Origin of the sequence: Nonomuraea glycinis, from assembly GCF_035920485.1 — a bacterium.
Taxonomy (GTDB): Bacteria; Actinomycetota; Actinomycetes; order Streptosporangiales; family Streptosporangiaceae; genus Nonomuraea; species Nonomuraea glycinis.
Genome location: NZ_CP109166.1, coordinates 5,425,746 through 5,442,197 on the forward strand (window position 1 = coordinate 5,425,746; position 16,452 = coordinate 5,442,197).

The window sequence follows — 16,452 nt, forward strand, 5'->3', positions numbered from 1 at the left end:
CACCCGGCGCCGGGTGCGCGAGCCATTTACCGCCGGAATTTCTCCGCCTGTTACTGGCGGTAGTTCTCCACTTGATCGGCGGGACGGGCGGCGGCGCCGTCCGGGTCCTCGCCGGCCCCGCGCCGCGCCCGGCGCTGCCGGAGCAGGTCCCAGCACTGGTCGAGGGCCACTTCCAGCTGCTTGACCCGCTCGTGCTCCTCGTCGCCGGCGAGTTCGCCGTTGCGCAGTTTGCTGCGCAGTTCGTGCTCCTCGTCGACCAGAGCGCTGATCGTGGAGAGAATCTCGTTGTCCCGCATGACCGAGACTCTACCGACAACGTGATAGAAAACGCCCTATGTCCGGTATCGCGCTGGTAAGAATGCCTGGTCCTCGAATCGCCGAGGGGATCGTCACCCATGTCCCGCGAGAGGTCGTGGATCGCGAGCTGGCCGTTGAGCAGCACGCCCGCTATGTGGCCGCGCTCACCGCGAACGGGTGGCGGGTGGTGTACGCCGAGCCCGCCGACGAACTGCCCGACGCGCCGTTCGTGGAGGACACGGTCGTGGTGGCCGGGCAGTTGGCCGTACTGACCAGGCCGGGTGCGCCGGAGCGGCGGCCGGAGAGTGAGTCCGTGGGGGCGGTGCTGCGGCAGATCGGGGTGAAAGCGGTGCGCATCGCCGCGCCCGGGACGCTCGACGGCGGGGACGTGCTGCAGGTCGACAACACCGTCTACGTCGGCAGGTCCGCGCGGACCAACGACCAGGGGATCAGGCAGCTCATCGCGCTGCTGCCGGAGCGGCACGTCGTCCCCGTACGGCTGAGCGGGGTGCTGCATCTGAAGTCGGCGGTCACCGCGCTGCCGGACGGCACGCTCATCGGCCTTCCGGCGTACGTGGATCTGCCTGATCTGCTGGTGCCGCCGGAGGAGTCGGGCGCGCACGTGGTGCCGCTGGGCGGTGACCGGGTCCTGATGGCCGCCTCCGCGCCCCAGACCGCCGCCATGCTCGAAAAGCGCGGATTTAGTGTGACGGTGGTGGATATTTCGGAGTTTGAGAAGTTGGAGGGGTGTGTCACCTGCCTCAGCGTTCTCATCTCCTCCTGACTTCTTACGATTGACTTCTCACGATGTGGAACTGGGCGGGGGCACGGTGAGACGTCTGATAGCGTGAAAGCCATGCTGCGCGGACTGCTTCTTAGCTGCCGCGGCGGGGGCCTCTAGGCCGGCTCCCTCGCCGCGGAGCCTGTCATGCGCGTCGGCCGTTTCCGTTCGACCGACGAGGAGCACACGACATGACTGCTCAGCAGCCCAGCCCGATGCCGTTCCAGCGCTATCAGCCCTTCGAACCCATCCGGCTGACCGACCGCACCTGGCCCGACAAGGTCATCACCGAGGCGCCCCGCTGGTGCGCCGTCGACCTGCGGGACGGCAACCAGGCACTGATCGACCCGATGGACGCCCATCGCAAGCTGCAGATGTTCGAGCTGCTGGTCAAGCTGGGCTACAAGGAGATCGAGGTCGGCTTCCCGGCCGCCTCACAGACCGACTTCGACTTCGTACGCCAGATCATCGAAGAGGACCGGATCCCCGATGACGTGGTGATCCAGGTGCTGACCCAGGCCAGGCCCGAGCTCATCGAGCGCACCTACGAGTCCATCGAGGGCGCCAAGCAGGCCATCGTCCACCTGTACAACTCCACCTCCACCCTGCAGCGCCGGGTCGTCTTCGGCATGGACCGCGAGGGCATCACCGCGATCGCCGTCGAAGGCGCCAAGCTGGTCAAGAAGCTCGCCGACGCCAGCGACGTGGACGTACGCTTCCAATACTCGCCCGAGTCGTTCACCGGCACCGAGCTGGAGTACGCGGTGGAGGTGTGCGACGCCGTCAACGAGGTATGGCAGCCCACCCCCGATCGCAAGGTCATCCTCAACCTGCCCGCCACCGTCGAGATGGCCACCCCCAACATCTACGCCGACCAGATCGAGTGGATGCACCGCAACCTGGCCTACCGCGACTCGATCATCCTGTCGCTGCACCCGCACAACGACCGCGGCAGCGCCGTGGCCGCCGCCGAGCTGGGCTATATGGCCGGCGCCGACCGCATCGAAGGCTGCCTGTTCGGCAACGGCGAGCGCACCGGCAACGTCTGCCTGGTCACGCTGGGGATGAACCTGTTCTCCCAGGGCGTCGACCCGCAGATCGACTTCAGTGACATCGACGAGGTCCGGCGCATCACCGAATACTGCAACCAGCTGCCCGTGCATCCTCGGCACCCGTGGGGCGGGGAGCTGGTCTACACGGCCTTCTCCGGCTCACACCAGGACGCCATCAAGAAGGGGTTCGAGCACCTGGAGCGGGACGCCGCCGCTGCCGGGGTGCCGGTGGACTCGTTCACTTGGGCGGTGCCTTACCTGCCCATCGACCCCAAGGACATCGGGCGGACCTACGAGGCGGTCATCCGGGTCAACAGCCAGTCGGGTAAGGGCGGGGTCGCCTACATCATGAAGGCGGACCACCAGCTGGACCTGCCTCGTAAGCTGCAGATCGAGTTCTCCAAGGTCGTACAGGCGCGCACCGACGCCGAGGGCGGGGAGATCAGTCCTGCCGCCATGTACTCGATTTTCCAGGATGAGTATCTGCCCACTCCGGACAACCGGTGGGGGCGGCTGGGGCTGATGGCGCACCGACACGAGTCGACGGTTGACGACAAGGACCGGATCAGTGCTGATGTGCGCGTTGAGGGGGAGATCCGAGAGATCTCGGGGGCCGGCAACGGGCCTATCTCGGCGTTCGTCGATGCCATTGCTGGGGTGGGGGTCAAGGTGCGGGTGCTCGATTATGTCGAGCACGCCATGAGCGCTGGGGCCGACGCCAAGGCCGCCTCGTACCTGGAGTGTGATGTGGACGGGCAGGTGTTGTGGGGGGTCGGAATCGACGCCAACACCACTACGGCATCGCTCAAGGCAGTCATCTCAGCGGTAAACCGCGCGGCTCGCTGATCTTTCTGTTTTGAAACCGGCCCCTGTACGACCTACGGGGGCGGTGGTTGGCGTGAGCCCATAAGGCTATGTGCCGATCATTCGACCGCGTCTTTCCGTGACTATCGGGGCGCGGTCGAGCTATTTCTGGTGGAGATGGTATAGCGTTCTATTTTCCGGGAGCGCAATCGTAAACCTCGCCGTAGCGTTTTTGGGCGATGCGCATGAGTTCTGTGAGATCTTTGAATGCGTCTCTTCCCTTGGCGACCTGGGTTAGATGGATGTCGATCATTCGCTCTTTGCTATCGCAGCGAAACTTCGCGCTTACTTGGTACGGTTCCGTAGCCAATAGGCCATTCGTCAGATAGGCGGCCATGCCGTCACCGAGTTCGGTAGGAAGGTCTACTCCGCCGTGGCTTGTGTAAATATTACGCCTGCCGTCCAGCAAGGACTCTAGGTGCCGCAGGGGCATTCCGGGGCCCTCCTGCATCCACCACACCGTCAGATGCCGAGGGGACGTACCAGGAGCTTTGCAGCTGCCGACCTTCTCGTCGCCATCGGTTTTCTCGACGAGAGGTTCTGTCACGCCGCTTACCAGGCGAAAAGCCTGCTCAGGTATGAGCACACAAAGGTATGGTGCAGAATCCGTCACTGGCCTAGGGAGGGAAGCGGGTGCGGAGACTGTCTCGTTCCCTGGATTGCATGCTGCGGCAAACAACATGAGAACTGCTAGCGCGACAGGTGGACGAGACTTCCTCATTCGTCACCTCTGGAGGTCTGGATCCCTAGGCCGAGATAGGAGGAAACCTGTTTGGTGCTTTGGAAGGTGGTGTTGAAGCGATTGAGTATGTCGCTACTTCCTCCGATTGCGCGATTCCACTCGAGGAAGTTGCTGTATTCCTGTGATGTCATCTCGGGGAAGGGCTTGAGTCTCGGCGGAGTTCCGATCGCAAAGGTCTGATCTTCCAGGCGAAGTCCATCCAACATGCCCTTGTTTAGCATAGCTGTCGCGACCATCTGCTCTGCCAGCCTCTCCACCGCCAGATAGTTGTCTGCTGACGTCTTATGCCCTTCGTCCAGGCTTCGGCCCTGTTCAGACATCCGGTGAGCCACCTGTCGGGACAGCTCGTCATACGCGACTCCAGAGAGCTTTTCGTATCCCTTGCTGGCCATCTCTCCGAAGGCTCCTGTCGCCAGTACACCTATTTGCTTTGCGCCAGGTACTGGGAGCAGCCCTATAGCGTTTGCCACCATGGCTTTCAGCGACTCATCCGCCTTCTTGTTATCCAGCCCTTGAGCGATCAGGGCCTGCCGACGGGTTTCCACCATATGGTTGAAAGGGACTGCCTCCTCGACAGTACGGTCAATCAGGAATTGTGTGGTGTCGGCCGCGTCGACTCGCCCATTTCCGTTGCGGTCGAAGCCCTTTACTTCGGCCACGGTGAAGCCGAGTCGTTCGGCGTTGGAGACGTTCAGACCGACTGGAGGCACGGTGTCGAGCGCCGCTCGCATGTGCTCGGTCTGTGCTCTCACTAGTGCCTCGAACCCGGTGTCGTGTGAGGTGGCCAGCACGAGAGCGTAAGACATGTCCTGAGGCGCGACCTTGAAGAAGGTCTTATGGTTCAGGTAGAGCCGTGAGAGCTGGTCAATGTTTGCCGCAATGGCGCGGGCCAAAGGGTAGCTCAGGGGTGCCAGGCGATCGAAGGTTTCTCTGTTTCGTATCTCCAGGTTGCCGTCGGCGGCTTGGCCGAAAGCTTCGCTCATCTCGCTAGCGATGATCTTTGTCATCTCAGCGGCCAACTTCTGAGAGGTGGCGTCCTGGCCTGTCGTCGCGGTTATTAGTACGTCGTTCAATGGCGCATAGTCGCCCAAGTAGTGGGAGGCCCCCCACCGGCTCGTGAGCAGGTAGTCCAGCACGGACTCCTCCCACCCGGCCGGAGTATGGTCCAGCAGAGCGTGGGACGCCTCCCGGCTGAACTTCGCCGCGTGGAACAGGTCGTCCACCACCGATGAAATGCCCTTCGCGCCTGGAGCAGCGGCCTGTGTCCCCGGTCTCAGCAGGGTACCGAGGCCGAGGGCGCCGGCCAGGTCGACGATGGGAATCTGGGGACTGCCGAACGCTCGGCCCAGCCAGTCCTTGCTCGCCGCCCACTCGTTCTTGCGCTGCTCCTGTTCGTAGACGATCACGTCGCGTCCGACGATCTCCATGAACTCCTTCGAGTACGGTGGCTCCCCGTCGTGAGCACGCCAGATGAGCGCCTGGGCCTGGTAGCCCGAATACTTCATGTCACCGGACTTGTGCTCGGCCCGCCCTTGTTTCGCCAGATCCTTGGTGAAGCCCGCACCCAGGTACGCGGGGTTCCTCGGATCGGTCGCCCTGGCCAGCGTTCTGCTGAGCATGCCCAGTGCCCTCTGGCCCTGGGCTGCGAGCGAGGACACGCGCGCCGGATCGCCGTGGTTCGAGGCGGTGCGCAACTGTTCGGCGATCGAGCCGGGTAGCCGCGTCGCTCCTCCGGCTCCCAGGATGCCAAGGAATACCTTGACGAACTCCGTGTCCTCGGTTCGAGGCGCGTACTTCTCCAGCTCGGCCAGCGCCTTGGCGTCCCCGCGCGAGGCGTTCAGTGCGGCACGTCCTGCCAGCGTCCCGTCGAGCAGTCCTTTGGCGGCGTTCAGGCCATCCGGTATCTCCAGGAAACTCCCCGCCGGAGTGCTCGTCCCTATGCTGACCTTCTGCCGCTGCAGCTCATGGACCAGTTGCTGCCGTCGCCGCAGGTCCTCGGCCTGCGTGGTGACCCGTCCGGCCAGCTCACGAAGGCGTGCCGCGAGTGAGGTGTCGAGTCCCGCACCCTGCAACTCGCGGTGCAGGGATTGCGCCAGCTCCGCCAGTCGCCCGGCCGCCTGGGTGTGCTTGCCCGCCATCGTGTCGAAATCGGGCTGCTTGACTCCGCTGAAGTCCGTCATGGCTTGTCCGGAAGTGACGCCAGCTTCTGATGCGCACTATTAATGGCCTGCTTGAGCAGAGCCCACAGCTCTCGCTGGTCGGCGTGGATCTGGGTGCCGAACCGGCTGCCTGCCGGCCCCACCCACGTGTCGTTCTCCATCAGGCGGCAGGAGGGATCGAGCGCCCACCAGTGCTCATCCGACAGCCGCTGGATCCGCTCCGCGACAGCCTGCATCGCCTGGCGATCGAGGTCGGCCAAGATGTTCCCCTTGTACGGCTCGCAGCACCAGAACAGGTCAGGAGGCGGCTTCTCCCACGTCTTTCCCACCGTAATCAACATCACATCAACAAAACAAGCAGAACCTCGATGAAAGGCATAGCGAGTACGAGTTTCGTTCGAGAATCGGATGTTTTGCCTGGTTGGGGGACAGCTCCAGTCGTCTTCAAGGAAGAGAACGTGTGGAGCCAACCTCCGGTAGAAAAGCGATCTTCCGGCCATTTCATCGAGCAAGGAACGCGCGGTAAGCCATCCAGGGAGGATGAAACCCGATGGGTACTCGCTGAGCATCGGTTGAAACTCAGGAATGGGACCGGGGTCGGATGGGTGACGAGTGCATCGACACGAATGGGGAGATCGTGGTCGACTGTGCCGAGCCGGGGGAGAGTCCACGTGCGTCGGCCATGCACTCGAATGCCGTCTGGTCTTCACGGCACGGCGGCGAGGTCGGCGAGGTCAGCGCACGTTCATCAGCGTTGGCGACGGCATCGAACATGCCGAGAGAATCGCCTGGAAGCGCCAGGTGCCCTGTGCCTATGCGGTGAACCGGCGCAAAGGGTGGAAGAGGAGCGCCCATGATACGGGCCTGTGGGGCTAGTGGTGCCTAGCCGAACTCGCCATTCTTCACGCCCCTGATGAAGGCGTCCCATTCACCGGCGGTAAAAATCAATGCTGGACCAGCGGGGTTTTTGCTGTCGCGGACGCCTCGGCGTCGGCCGGAGAGTTCGGCGGCCTCGACGCAGTTGCCGCCGTTGGACCATGATCGAGTGGACTTGCGCCAGGTGGCTGTTTGGAGTTCTCGAGTCAGTTCGTTCATCGCTGCAGCGCCTCCTTGATCAGTTTCAGGGACTCGCGCTGGGACAGTGCTTCGGAGTGAATCTCCTCCTATCTGCATGTTAGGACGCTGATGTCGGCCTGTCGTTCTATTGCTCTGTGTATGACTTCAGGCTGGGCGGCGACCTCTGGTAGGCCAAGCCACGTTGTGTGGTCATACGGAGGGAAACGCCTGTGAAGAGTGAGGCAGAGGACCTTATCGGGGTGAATCTAGGGGAAGGTCCTCTGCGGGTTCCTCTTTGTGAAGTGAAACTAGTGGCGTCTAGCCGAATTCGCCGTCCTTGACGCCTCCGATGAAGGCATCCCATTCCCCTGGGGTGAAGACGAGCGCAGGGCCGGTGGGGTTTTTGCTGTCGCGGACGCCTCGGCGTCCGCCGGAGAGTTCAGCGACTTCAACGCAGTTGCCGCCGTCGGGTCCTGATCGGGTGGACTTGCGCCAGGTGGCTGTTTCGAGCTCTCGGGTCAGGTGATCCATCGCGGCAGCGTCTCCTTGATCAGCTCTAGGGACTCGCGCTGGGACAGTGCTTCGGAGCGAATCCCTTCGTATCTGTATGTTAGAACGCTTACGTCCTCTGGTCTCTCTGTCACTCGACTCATGACTCCAGCGGATTCGACATAAGCAGTATCGAAAACTCCGTGTGCCTGCGCGATGGCGAACCCTCCGGCGAGACCGGTCGTGGAGTAGGCGTTGAGCGGGAGAACCTGAATGGTGATCCGGGGCGCCAGACTTGCCTCGAGCAGGTAAGTGAGCTGCGCCGACATTACAGCCGGGCAGCCGATCGGCCGATGTAGGACCGCCTCGTCGATGACGATCCATAGCAAAGGGGGCTTGGGGCGTCTAAGGATCGACTGACGTTCCATGCGAGCGATCACGTGCTTCTCGATCTGCTCGGGTGCCAAACCGACATCACCGCTGAGAACGGCTCTGGCGTAGTCCTCGGTCTGGAGGAGGCCGGGCACCACCAGCGGTTCCCAGGTGCGGATAGCCTCCGCCGTGGCCTCCACGTCGAGCCAGGGCCGGAACCATGGCGGGGCCGATGCGTGGCTGACCATCGGCCAGAGCCGCATCAGCGCCCCTTCCGCCTCCAGCGCTTCGTCGCAGCGGCGGGCGAAGTCCTCCGTCGGTGATCGCCTGGCTGTCTCGATCATGCTGATCGTGCCGATGGAGTAGGACACCGCCTTCGACAGACGAATCTGGGACCAGCTTCGCGCCTTGCGGTATCGCCGCAGCTCGAAGCCGAAGAGCGCGGTCGGCGAATCGGCGGGGCACAGCTCGCTTTCCTTTGGCATCTGACCTCCCGGGGGGCAGCCACCCGTTTCAACGAAACTTTCACCGAAACAGTTGATGGCATAGCGAAGTCAATCGACTACTAACTGTAGTCAAGGCTTGGGATGGTGGGAAGCCCGATCGAGGCCCACTTCTTTGAGTAGGTGAAGCCATGAAAACAGCGAGCGCGGCGCCGAGGATCATCGGTTCGATTCAGCTGGTGGGCATTCGCGAGTCCGTCGCGCACGCCCGCTCCGAAGTGCGCAGATGGCTCGGGAACGATCATCCCGCGGTCGATGACGCCGTGTTGGCGACCTCCGAGCTGGTGACGAACGCGTTCCGGCACTCCGACGCCAGGCCGTACGACTTCATCGGCCTCACCCTCACCGAGGCGGAGGAAATGATCTATGTGGAGGTGCGTGACCCCGGTTCCGCGTTCTCCGGGCCGTACGTCCGGCAGGAGCCCGAGGCGGAGGACGGTCGTGGGCTGCTGATCGTCCGCGAGATCTCCCAGGGCTGGGGGATTCGCGAGCACGGTCGCGGGCTGGGCCGTACCGTCTGGTGCGCTATCCGGGCCGTCCCTCCTTCCGCTGACTCGTCCGCTCCAGAACCGGTCTCCGGATCGGTCGGCGGACGCGGCACTGGCTGAGCAGGGCAGTCGGTCGGGGCCAGGCGGCTCCGCCTTCTCATGGGGGGCCGCCATCACAACGTCCGGCCAGGACCTTCCCCCGTAGTTCCTGGGCCGGGCACGGCCCCCGATGAGAGCACGCCCATCCCACCTCATCGGGGGCCATCTCCAAAGGAGGAGTCGTGAGCGGTCACGGCAAGTGGCAGAGCACTCGGCGCCGGAAACGCATAGGGGATGCGGAGTATGCGGGCCTCTACGCCGAGGCTGAGGCTGAGGCTGAGGCTGGGGCTGGGGCAGTTGGTGTATGACCGTCGCGTCGCTCTTGGCTTGTCTCAGACTGAGTTGGCCGAGCGCGCGGGGATGACGCAGTCGCAAGTGTCCCGTCTGGAGACTGCGGGCGGAAACACCCCGGGGGACAACCCGCCTATCACACCTCACACGGCTCGAACTGGAGCTGACCGCGTAAACGGAATGGGGCAACGGAGTCCTTCAGGGTGGGGGGACGCGCGGAACGGTCTCCAGGCGGGGACGCTGTACCCGTTCGGCCGGGCAAAGCCGGGTGACCAGGCGTATTCCCGGTGTATTCCACGGTGCTACCGGCGCGTGCAAAGATCGCTCCAGTGGGGCCTGGCCGCCTGGAGGGCGTTTCTCTGGGCGGTGAAGTCTTGGCTGTTCAGCGGGCCGGAGGCTGAGGACCTGCTTGGGGTGGGGATGCCGAGCCTGGTGAGCAGGGCTTGGTGGGGCCGGTGGCCTGCTCAAACGTGGTCGAGGTCCCGGTTGCCGCCGACGCGGCGCTACGTCATCCACGGACCGCGAGAAACATCCCACTTCCTGAAGCACGTTTTGCGTACGGGAGGCGTGGCCACGGTTGGCCGGGTCTCCATGAAAGGATCATCATGTTTCGTATTGTTCGGCGTTCTGCCCTGGTGAGCGCGCTCGCGATGGGCGTCGCCCTGGCCGCCATCGGGTTCACGCCCGCCTCGGCCGCGGCGACACCGCCGTATGCGCTCGTCAAGCTGGTCTTCAGGTGTACGCACGTGGGCCCGGTGTCGGTCACCGTCCAGGGTCCGGGCGTCGCGGCCAGCGCTCGCCGCAACACGGGCACGAGCTACTTCCGGGGCCGGCCCGGCGTCTACAAGATCAAGCGCCTTGCGAACGGCCGGATCGCACCGAGGAGCAGGTCCATCGCGATCAAGAAGTTCTCGACCCGCACCATCAACGTCTGCTCCCTGAAGTGGTGATCACGGGTCCGGGGGAATCCGGGCCCGCATGATTCCGGGGCCGCCTTTCTTGGTCTTGTCCCCGGTCGGCCACCGCCTTGACGGCTCTGGCCTCTTCGATCGGAGCGTGGTCTCCCGCTCGACGTTCTGCTCCGGCACCCACCGGTGAACCCCCTGGGGATGTCGCCCAGGACGCCATACCTGCACGCGATGGCCGCGAACCTGTGAAAAACACCTAAATGCGCGCTTTGCGTACAAGGACCGGGCTAGGGTGGCCCGGTTTGCCATGAAAGGATCATTATGTTTCGTATTGTCCGGCGTTCTGTCTTTGCGGGTGCGCTCGCGATGGGCCTCGTCATGGCCGCTCTTGGGTCCGCACCCGCCGCGGCTGCGCCGTCGTACGCACGTGTCAAGTTGGTCTTCAGTTGTAAGAGCGTGGGTCCGGTGACGGTCACCGTCCAGGGTCCGGGCGTCGCGGCCAGCGCCCGCGACGACATCGGCACGTACTACTTCCGGGGTCGGCCCGGCGTCTACAAGATCAAGCGTCTCTCGAACGGCCGGATCGCCTCGAAGAGCAAGTCCATCAAGATCAAGAAATCCTCGACCCGCACCATCAAGGTCTGCTCCAAGAAGTGGTGATCGCGGGTCCGGGAGAGTCCGTTCCTACGTGATCCCCGGGCCGCCCTTCGCCGGTCGTGGTCGCATCCGCTGGTGAGCTCCGAGAGCTCCCGCCCAAGAAACCTATGCCCCGCTCTCGTACCCGAGGGCGGGGCATAGGTGTCTTGGAGGCTGGAGATCCGCGTCGGTTAGTGAACGTTGCGTTTCTTAAGGGTGGCGTCTACTCTGGTTAGAGAACGACTCGTTCTCTAAGGAGTGGTCGCTGTGGGGCTTGTGCTGTCAGGGCTGGTGCTCGCCATGCTGCTGGGCGCCCTCGATCAGACGATCATGACTCCCGCCCTCCCCGCCGTGGCGGGCAGTCTGGGCGGGCTCGACCAGATGCCCGCCGTCATCACCGCCTACCTGGTCGCCGCGACCGTCGTCATGCCCCTGTACGGCAAACTCGGCGACCGGTTCGGCCGAAAGCCGCTCATGCAGGTGGCGATCGTGGTGTTCGTCGTCGGCGCGGTGCTCTGCTCGGTGGCCACGTCGATGCCGCAGTTCATCGCCTTCCGGGCGATCCAGGGCGTCGGCGGCGGCGGGTTGATGATCGGGGCGCAGGCCATCATCGGGGAGATCGTCAGCCCCCGCGAGCGTGGCCGCTACCTGGGGCTGATCGGGGCGGCGTACGTCGTGGCCGCTGTCGGCGGGCCGCTGGTCGGTGGGTTCTTCATCGACAGCGTGGGCTGGCGGTGGATCTTCGCCATCTATCCGCCGCTCGGGCTGCTGGCGTTCGCCGTGCTGACCGCCACACTCAAGCTGCCCAAGCCGGTCTCCCGGGCGCCGATCGACATCGCGGGGGCGGTCACGCTGGCCGTCGCCGTGGTGGGGGTGGTCATGCTGGGGCAGACCCGCGAGCCGGTGTTCCTGGCCGTGGCGCTGGTAGGGGTGGCGGCGTGGCTGGTGAGCGCGCGGCTGGCGACCGATCCGATCCTGCCGCTGCGGCTGTTCAGGGACCGGGCGTTCGCCGTACCCGTACTGATCAGTCTGCTCATCGGGTTCGCGCTGTTCGGGACCATTTCCTATATCCCCGCCTACCTGCAGATCGCGCTCGGCTCGTCGGCCACCCAGGCGGGGCTGCTGGTGACCGCGTTGATGGGCGGCGTGCTGACCACCACGATCGTCTCCGGCCGGCTGATCAGCCGGACCGGCCGCTACCGGGGTTACCCGGTGGCCGGGACGGCGCTGGCGGGGGTGGGGTTGGCGCTGCTGCCGGCAGCGGCCGGCCAGGCGGCCACGCTCGCCGGGGTACTGCTGCTCGTCGGGCTCGGGGTCGGGCTGGTCATGCAGGTCATGGTCCTGGCCGCGCAGAACTCCGTGGAATATGCCGATCTGGGCACCGCCACCTCGTCGGTGACGTTCCTGCGCCAGACCGGCGCCTCCGCCGGGGTGGCCCTGGTGGGGGCCCTCATCACCTGGAGAACCACCGGAAGCCAGCTGCCCGCCGCCTTCGCCGAGGCCGCGCTGCCCGTGTTCGCGGCGATGGCGCCGCTGCTCGGGGTGGCTTTCCTGCTCGCGCTGGCGCTGCCGGCGCGTCCCCTTCGCACCACCGCGTATGCCGAGGAGAAATCATGAAACTCGTCGCACCCCTGCGGTCCTTCGGCCGTGGCGACCTCGCCCTGGCGGGCGGCAAGGGGGCCAACCTGGGGGAGCTGATCAGCCACGGCTTCCCCGTGCCGGACGGCTTCGTCGTCACCACCGACGCCTACGCGCAGGTCGCGGCCGGGCTGAGCACCCGCGACAGCGTCCAGCGGGCCGCGGTGCCCGACGAGCTGCGCCGGGAGATCATCAGAGCGTACGCCGAGCTCGGTGTGGGCGGCGCGCCGGTGGCGGTGCGTTCCAGCGCCACCGCCGAGGACCTGCCGGGCGCGGCGTTCGCCGGTCAGCAGGACACCTACCTCAACGTCGTCGGCGAGGACGCGCTCATCGACGCGGTACGCCGATGCTGGGCCTCGCTGTGGACGGACCGTGCCGTCGCCTACCGCGACCGGCTCGCGATCGACCACGCCGCCGTGCGCATCGCCGTGGTCGTGCAGCGGATGGTGGAGGCGGAGAGCGCGGGCGTGATGTTCACCGCGAACCCCGTCACGGGGCATCGCGGCCAGCTCGTGGTCGACGCCAGCAGCGGACTGGGCGAGGCCGTCGTCTCCGGCCTCGTCACCCCCGACCACTACGTGCTCGAACCCTCCGGCGAGGTCACCGCGTACACGCCCGGCCGCCGCGAGGTGATCATCCGAAGTACGGCGGGCGGCGGCGTCATCCACGACGAGACGGGTGCCCCCGCCGAGCGGCTGCCCGATCAGGTCCTGCGTGAGCTGGCCAGGCTCGGCACCGAGGTCGCCGCCCACTTCGGCCGTCCGCAGGACATCGAGTGGACCTACGCGGGCGGCGAGGTGAGCCTGGTCCAGGCCCGCCCGATGACCGCGCTCCCGCCGCCGCCGCTCAAGCGGCTCAACCCGATCCAGCGCAGGCTCGGCTCGATCCTGATCGAGTACGTCCCCGTCCGGCCCTACCCGATCGACATGTCGACCTGGCTTCCGTACGGCCCGGCGGGGTTAATGAGAAAGGTAACGGGCTACTTCGGCGTGCACGGGGCGTTCGACAGCTTCCTGGAGGAGCAGGACGGGGTCGTCTACCGGCTGGTGCCGCCGACCCCGCATCCCACCCCGCGCGTGCTGACCACCCCGTTCCGCCTCGCGGCCAAGGCCAGGCGGTACGACCCGGCCCGGTGGCTGGACGACCCGCGCATGCGCACGTTCCTGGAGACGAATCGCGAGCTGACCGCCCTCGACCTGCCCGCGCTGCCCTGGCCGGAGCTGCTCCGGGTGCCCAGGAGGGCGCTGGACACGGTACAGCCGGTGGCGGACCTGCGCATCGACTATCTGCCCGGCACCGGCCGTGCGCTGCTGCGACTGCTGCTGGTGGTCAAGCTGCTCGGCCGGGGCGCCCTGTTCAGCGGCCTGATCGCCGGCGGGCGCACCCGCACCGCGGACGCCAACGAGGCCCTGGAGGAGCTGGCCGAGGAGGCCAGGCGCACCGGCTCACTCGACGGCGTCGCCTTCAAGGCGAAGCTCAAGGCGTTCCTGGCCGAGTACGGCCACCGCGAGACCGCCACCCCGCTGCTGGTCACCCCGCCCACCTGGGCGGACGCCCCGGAGACGGTGCTCGACCTGGTCAGGCTGCTGGCGGCCAAGCCACCCACGCCCGCCACCCCCGGCGACGAGGCGCTCGACAAGCTGCTCGCACACCCGCTCCTGCGCCGTAGCAAAGAAAAAGAAAGGGTGACGCGCTGGGTGCGGGCGGCCCGCGCCGGCGTCGCCTTCCGGGAGGACAGCCACTTCTACTTCACGATGCCGCTGCCGGTCCTGCGCGGGTCGCTGCTGGAGATGGGCCGCCGGCTGCGGGACGCGGGGACGCTCGACGCCCCGGAGGACGTCTTCCACCTGCGGCTGGAGGAGCTGGAACGGCTCGCGGACAGCGACGCCGGGGCGCACCTGCGCGCGCTGGCGACCGCCAGGGCAGCCAAGCGTGAGGAGCTCGCGGGCGTGCGGCTCATCGACCCCAGGTCCGTCTTCCCCGTCAAGGAGCTGGGTGACGCCCTCGTCGTGGGCGCGCCCGCCAGCGCGGGCATCGCGACGGGGCCGGTGCGGATCGTCCGCGACCCGTCGGAGTTCGGCAAGCTCGGCGGCGGCGACGTGCTCGTCTGCCCGTACACCAATCCGTCGTGGACGCCGCTGTTCCAGCGGGCGGCCGCCGTGGTGGTCGACGCGGGCGGCAGCGCCTCGCACGCGGCGATCGTGGCCAGGGAGTACGGCATCCCCGCGGTGATGGGCACCGGCGAGGCGACCGCCACGCTGACCGATGGCCAGGTGGTGACCGTGGACGGCGATGCCGGACGGGTCACGGCGGCGGCTCCGTAGGATTCCTGTCATGGTCACCGACCACCGCAAGCTTCCCCGGCGCCGTGGCGAGGCGCTCAACTCCGCCATCTTCCAGGCGACCCTGGACGAGCTCGCCGAGGGAGGATATGCCCAGCTCACCATGGAGCGGGTCGCCGAACGGGCCAGGGCGAGCAAGGCGTCGCTGTATCGCCGCTGGCCCACCCGTATCGCGCTGGTCATGGCGGCCGTTTATCACACGCTGCCCGACCTGGCCTCCGTGCCCGACACCGGCAGCCTGCGCGAGGACCTGCTCGTGGTGCTGCGGCGGTCGTCGGCGGCGCTGGCGGGGCCGGCGGGTGAGGCGATGCGCGGGCTGCTCAGCGAGGCGCTGGGGGACGAGTCCGTCGCCCGGACGTTCCGGGAGAACTCGCAGGGCGCCAGCCGGAAGTTGCTGGCCGAGGTCGCCCGGCGGGCCGTCGAGCGGGGTGAGATCGACCCGGCCGCCATCACGCCGCGTCGCCTGGACAGCGGTCAGGCCCTGATCAGGCAGTATTTCCTCTTCAACGGCCCGCCCATCCCCGACCGGCTCATCGTGGACGTGGTCGACGAGGTCATGGTCCCGCTGCTGGTCAGCGCAGGCCCAGTGTCGCGCCCATGATGCGCATGGAGCGCTCGAAGGCCGTACGCCGATCGAAGATGGTCTTCTCCAGCTGACCGAACAGCTCGAAGCTGACCCAGCCGTACAGCGCGGTCCACGCCGAGAACGCCCGCAGGGCCAGGTCGTCCGGGACGTCCGGCATGACGGTCCGCAGGTTCTCCGCGTCGGCGTGCAGCGCCTGCGGGGGAGGGCCGGCCAGGGCGGGCGGGTCGAGCGCGCCGGCCGCGTAGGCCTGTGAGACCAGCCGCCCCATGACGATCACGTCGCGCAGCCGGGGCGGGATGGTGTCCTCGGGTGCCTCGTAACCGGGCACCGGCGAGCCGAAGAGCAGCGCGTACTCGTGCGGATTCGCCAGTGCCCAGTCCCGCACGCCGTGGCAGATGGCCAGCCAGCGGCCGGTGTGGTCGTCGCCGGGGCAGGCGGCGTCGGCCTGCTCGACCGCCTCGCCCAGTGCGTTGTAGCCGTCGATGATCAGCGTGGTGAGCAGGTCATCGCGGCTGGGGAAATAGCGGTAGATCGCCGACGACACCATGCCCATCTCGCGCGCCACCGCGCGCAGCGACAGCCCGCCCGCGCCCTCCGTGGCGAGCCGGCGGCGCGCGATGTCGGTGATCTCCTTGGTGAGTTCGGCTCTGACCCGTTCTCTCGCGGTACGGCTCGCTGTCATGCCCCGCACGCTACCAGAGCGCTAGCAGTAAACGAGAGCACCGCTCTTGACGACTGCCGCTCTTGTGCGAGAGCATTGCTCTTGTACGAGAACGATGGTCTTCGGAGGAAGCGATGCTCGCCTTGGTGAAGGGCGCCAACCTGGCCCTGATGTTCCTGCTGGAGCTCGGTGTGCTCCCCGCCACCGGCTACTGGGGCTTCACCGCCAGCCCGCACTGGGGCGTGAAGCTGCTCGCCGGGATCGGCGTACCCGCCCTGTTCATCGCCGCCTGGGCGCTGCTCGGCGCGGGCGGCGGCGCGAACGCCGTCTTCCCGGCCACCGGCGCGGCCCGCGCCGTTCTCGAGATCGTCTGGTTCGGCGGCGGCGCCCTGGCGCTCTACGCGGCGGGGGCCGTGACCCCGGCCGCCGTCTTCGCCGTCCTCTTCATCCTCAACGCGGTTTTCCGCATCGTCTGGAAGCAGGTCTGA

General features: G+C 66.5%; 18 protein-coding genes. 10 read left to right on the top strand and 8 right to left on the bottom strand.

Features of this window, described 5'->3' with window-relative positions:
* Positions 1–50: 50 nt before the first annotated feature.
* Complete coding sequence (locus OHA68_RS25560) at positions 51–296, bottom strand: DUF2630 family protein (protein WP_327102492.1); 246 nt, start codon at positions 294–296, stop codon at positions 51–53.
* A 38-nt stretch (positions 297–334) separates the two neighbouring features.
* Here OHA68_RS25560 and ddaH point away from each other — a divergent pair, with 38 nt between their 5' ends.
* Positions 335–1,081 (top strand): dimethylargininase, encoded by a 747-nt coding sequence (gene ddaH, locus OHA68_RS25565; RefSeq protein ID WP_189145054.1) that lies wholly within the window; start codon positions 335–337, stop codon positions 1,079–1,081.
* A 188-nt stretch (positions 1,082–1,269) separates the two neighbouring features.
* A complete protein-coding gene (gene leuA / locus OHA68_RS25570; protein WP_327102493.1) occupies positions 1,270–2,976 on the top strand; it encodes a 2-isopropylmalate synthase in 1,707 nt (568 codons plus the stop codon).
* A gap of 148 nt (positions 2,977–3,124) precedes the next feature.
* On the opposite strand, the gene OHA68_RS25575 is transcribed toward leuA, so the two are convergent.
* The 6 genes from OHA68_RS25575 to OHA68_RS25600 all read right to left on the bottom strand — a co-directional run bounded on the left by OHA68_RS25575 (position 3,125) and on the right by OHA68_RS25600 (position 8,297).
* Positions 3,125–3,580 (bottom strand): hypothetical protein, encoded by a 456-nt coding sequence (locus OHA68_RS25575; protein ID WP_327102494.1) that lies wholly within the window; start codon positions 3,578–3,580, stop codon positions 3,125–3,127.
* A 131-nt stretch (positions 3,581–3,711) separates the two neighbouring features.
* On the bottom strand, positions 3,712–5,916 hold the full coding sequence (locus OHA68_RS25580) for a hypothetical protein (RefSeq protein WP_327102495.1): 2,205 nt from the start codon (positions 5,914–5,916) through the stop codon (positions 3,712–3,714).
* Positions 5,913–6,464 carry a hypothetical protein gene (locus OHA68_RS25585; protein ID WP_327102496.1) on the bottom strand — a complete coding sequence of 184 codons (552 nt, stop codon included), beginning with the start codon at positions 6,462–6,464 and terminating at the stop codon, positions 5,913–5,915. Before OHA68_RS25585 ends, OHA68_RS25580 begins: the two co-directional genes overlap by 4 nt.
* A 313-nt stretch (positions 6,465–6,777) precedes the next feature.
* Positions 6,778–6,990, bottom strand: coding sequence for a DUF397 domain-containing protein (locus OHA68_RS25590; RefSeq protein ID WP_327102497.1), 213 nt, complete (start codon positions 6,988–6,990; stop codon positions 6,778–6,780).
* Positions 6,991–7,269: 279 nt separating this feature from the next.
* Positions 7,270–7,482 carry a DUF397 domain-containing protein gene (locus tag OHA68_RS25595; RefSeq protein WP_327102498.1) on the bottom strand — a complete coding sequence of 71 codons (213 nt, stop codon included), beginning with the start codon at positions 7,480–7,482 and terminating at the stop codon, positions 7,270–7,272.
* A complete protein-coding gene (locus OHA68_RS25600; RefSeq protein ID WP_327102499.1) occupies positions 7,470–8,297 on the bottom strand; it encodes a helix-turn-helix domain-containing protein in 828 nt (275 codons plus the stop codon). The genes OHA68_RS25595 and OHA68_RS25600 overlap by 13 nt, the downstream gene beginning before the upstream one ends.
* A 149-nt stretch (positions 8,298–8,446) precedes the next feature.
* On the opposite strand from OHA68_RS25600, the gene OHA68_RS25605 reads away from it, so the two are divergent.
* The 7 genes from OHA68_RS25605 (at position 8,447) to OHA68_RS25635 (ending at position 15,318) form a co-directional block, all read left to right on the top strand.
* Positions 8,447–8,923: an ATP-binding protein gene (locus OHA68_RS25605; protein ID WP_327102500.1), complete on the top strand. Its 477-nt coding sequence runs from the start codon at positions 8,447–8,449 to the stop codon at positions 8,921–8,923.
* A gap of 222 nt (positions 8,924–9,145) precedes the next feature.
* Complete coding sequence (locus tag OHA68_RS25610) at positions 9,146–9,832, top strand: helix-turn-helix domain-containing protein (protein ID WP_327102501.1); 687 nt, start codon at positions 9,146–9,148, stop codon at positions 9,830–9,832.
* Positions 9,799–10,143, top strand: a complete 345-nt coding sequence (locus tag OHA68_RS25615; RefSeq protein ID WP_189144928.1) for a hypothetical protein — start codon at positions 9,799–9,801, stop codon at positions 10,141–10,143. The genes OHA68_RS25610 and OHA68_RS25615 overlap by 34 nt, the downstream gene beginning before the upstream one ends.
* A gap of 423 nt (positions 10,144–10,566) precedes the next feature.
* Complete coding sequence (locus OHA68_RS25620) at positions 10,567–10,761, top strand: hypothetical protein (RefSeq protein ID WP_327102502.1); 195 nt, start codon at positions 10,567–10,569, stop codon at positions 10,759–10,761.
* A 243-nt stretch (positions 10,762–11,004) separates the two neighbouring features.
* The gene (locus OHA68_RS25625; RefSeq protein WP_327102503.1) at positions 11,005–12,354 is read left to right on the top strand and encodes an MFS transporter; all 1,350 of its coding nucleotides are present in this window, start codon (positions 11,005–11,007) and stop codon (positions 12,352–12,354) included.
* On the top strand, positions 12,351–14,699 hold the full coding sequence (locus OHA68_RS25630; RefSeq protein ID WP_327102504.1) for a PEP/pyruvate-binding domain-containing protein: 2,349 nt from the start codon (positions 12,351–12,353) through the stop codon (positions 14,697–14,699). The genes OHA68_RS25625 and OHA68_RS25630 overlap by 4 nt, the downstream gene beginning before the upstream one ends.
* A gap of 10 nt (positions 14,700–14,709) precedes the next feature.
* Positions 14,710–15,318 carry a TetR/AcrR family transcriptional regulator gene (locus OHA68_RS25635; RefSeq protein ID WP_327102505.1) on the top strand — a complete coding sequence of 203 codons (609 nt, stop codon included), beginning with the start codon at positions 14,710–14,712 and terminating at the stop codon, positions 15,316–15,318.
* On the opposite strand, the gene OHA68_RS25640 is transcribed toward OHA68_RS25635, so the two are convergent.
* The gene (locus tag OHA68_RS25640; protein WP_327102506.1) at positions 15,290–15,985 is read right to left on the bottom strand and encodes a TetR/AcrR family transcriptional regulator; all 696 of its coding nucleotides are present in this window, start codon (positions 15,983–15,985) and stop codon (positions 15,290–15,292) included. The genes OHA68_RS25635 and OHA68_RS25640 overlap by 29 nt on opposite strands.
* Positions 15,986–16,098: 113 nt before the next feature.
* On the opposite strand from OHA68_RS25640, the gene OHA68_RS25645 reads away from it, so the two are divergent.
* A complete protein-coding gene (locus OHA68_RS25645) occupies positions 16,099–16,452 on the top strand; it encodes a YrdB family protein (RefSeq protein ID WP_327102507.1) in 354 nt (117 codons plus the stop codon).

Excerpts from the sequence above, each read along its gene's own strand:
- OHA68_RS25560 (WP_327102492.1), bottom strand. The coding sequence starts at position 296 with ATGCGGGACAACGAGATTCTCTCCACGATCAGCGCTCTGGTCGACGAG.
- ddaH (WP_189145054.1), top strand. The coding sequence starts at position 335 with ATGTCCGGTATCGCGCTGGTAAGAATGCCTGGTCCTCGAATCGCCGAG.
- leuA (WP_327102493.1), top strand. The coding sequence starts at position 1,270 with ATGACTGCTCAGCAGCCCAGCCCGATGCCGTTCCAGCGCTATCAGCCC.
- OHA68_RS25580 (WP_327102495.1), bottom strand. The coding sequence starts at position 5,916 with ATGACGGACTTCAGCGGAGTCAAGCAGCCCGATTTCGACACGATGGCG.
- OHA68_RS25585 (WP_327102496.1), bottom strand. The coding sequence starts at position 6,464 with ATGCTCAGCGAGTACCCATCGGGTTTCATCCTCCCTGGATGGCTTACC.
- OHA68_RS25590 (WP_327102497.1), bottom strand. The coding sequence starts at position 6,990 with ATGAACGAACTGACTCGAGAACTCCAAACAGCCACCTGGCGCAAGTCC.
- OHA68_RS25595 (WP_327102498.1), bottom strand. The coding sequence starts at position 7,482 with ATGGATCACCTGACCCGAGAGCTCGAAACAGCCACCTGGCGCAAGTCC.
- OHA68_RS25600 (WP_327102499.1), bottom strand. The coding sequence starts at position 8,297 with ATGCCAAAGGAAAGCGAGCTGTGCCCCGCCGATTCGCCGACCGCGCTC.
- OHA68_RS25605 (WP_327102500.1), top strand. The coding sequence starts at position 8,447 with ATGAAAACAGCGAGCGCGGCGCCGAGGATCATCGGTTCGATTCAGCTG.
- OHA68_RS25610 (WP_327102501.1), top strand. The coding sequence starts at position 9,146 with ATGCGGGCCTCTACGCCGAGGCTGAGGCTGAGGCTGAGGCTGGGGCTG.
- OHA68_RS25615 (WP_189144928.1), top strand. The coding sequence starts at position 9,799 with ATGTTTCGTATTGTTCGGCGTTCTGCCCTGGTGAGCGCGCTCGCGATG.
- OHA68_RS25630 (WP_327102504.1), top strand. The coding sequence starts at position 12,351 with ATGAAACTCGTCGCACCCCTGCGGTCCTTCGGCCGTGGCGACCTCGCC.
- OHA68_RS25635 (WP_327102505.1), top strand. The coding sequence starts at position 14,710 with ATGGTCACCGACCACCGCAAGCTTCCCCGGCGCCGTGGCGAGGCGCTC.
- OHA68_RS25640 (WP_327102506.1), bottom strand. The coding sequence starts at position 15,985 with ATGACAGCGAGCCGTACCGCGAGAGAACGGGTCAGAGCCGAACTCACC.
- OHA68_RS25645 (WP_327102507.1), top strand. The coding sequence starts at position 16,099 with ATGCTCGCCTTGGTGAAGGGCGCCAACCTGGCCCTGATGTTCCTGCTG.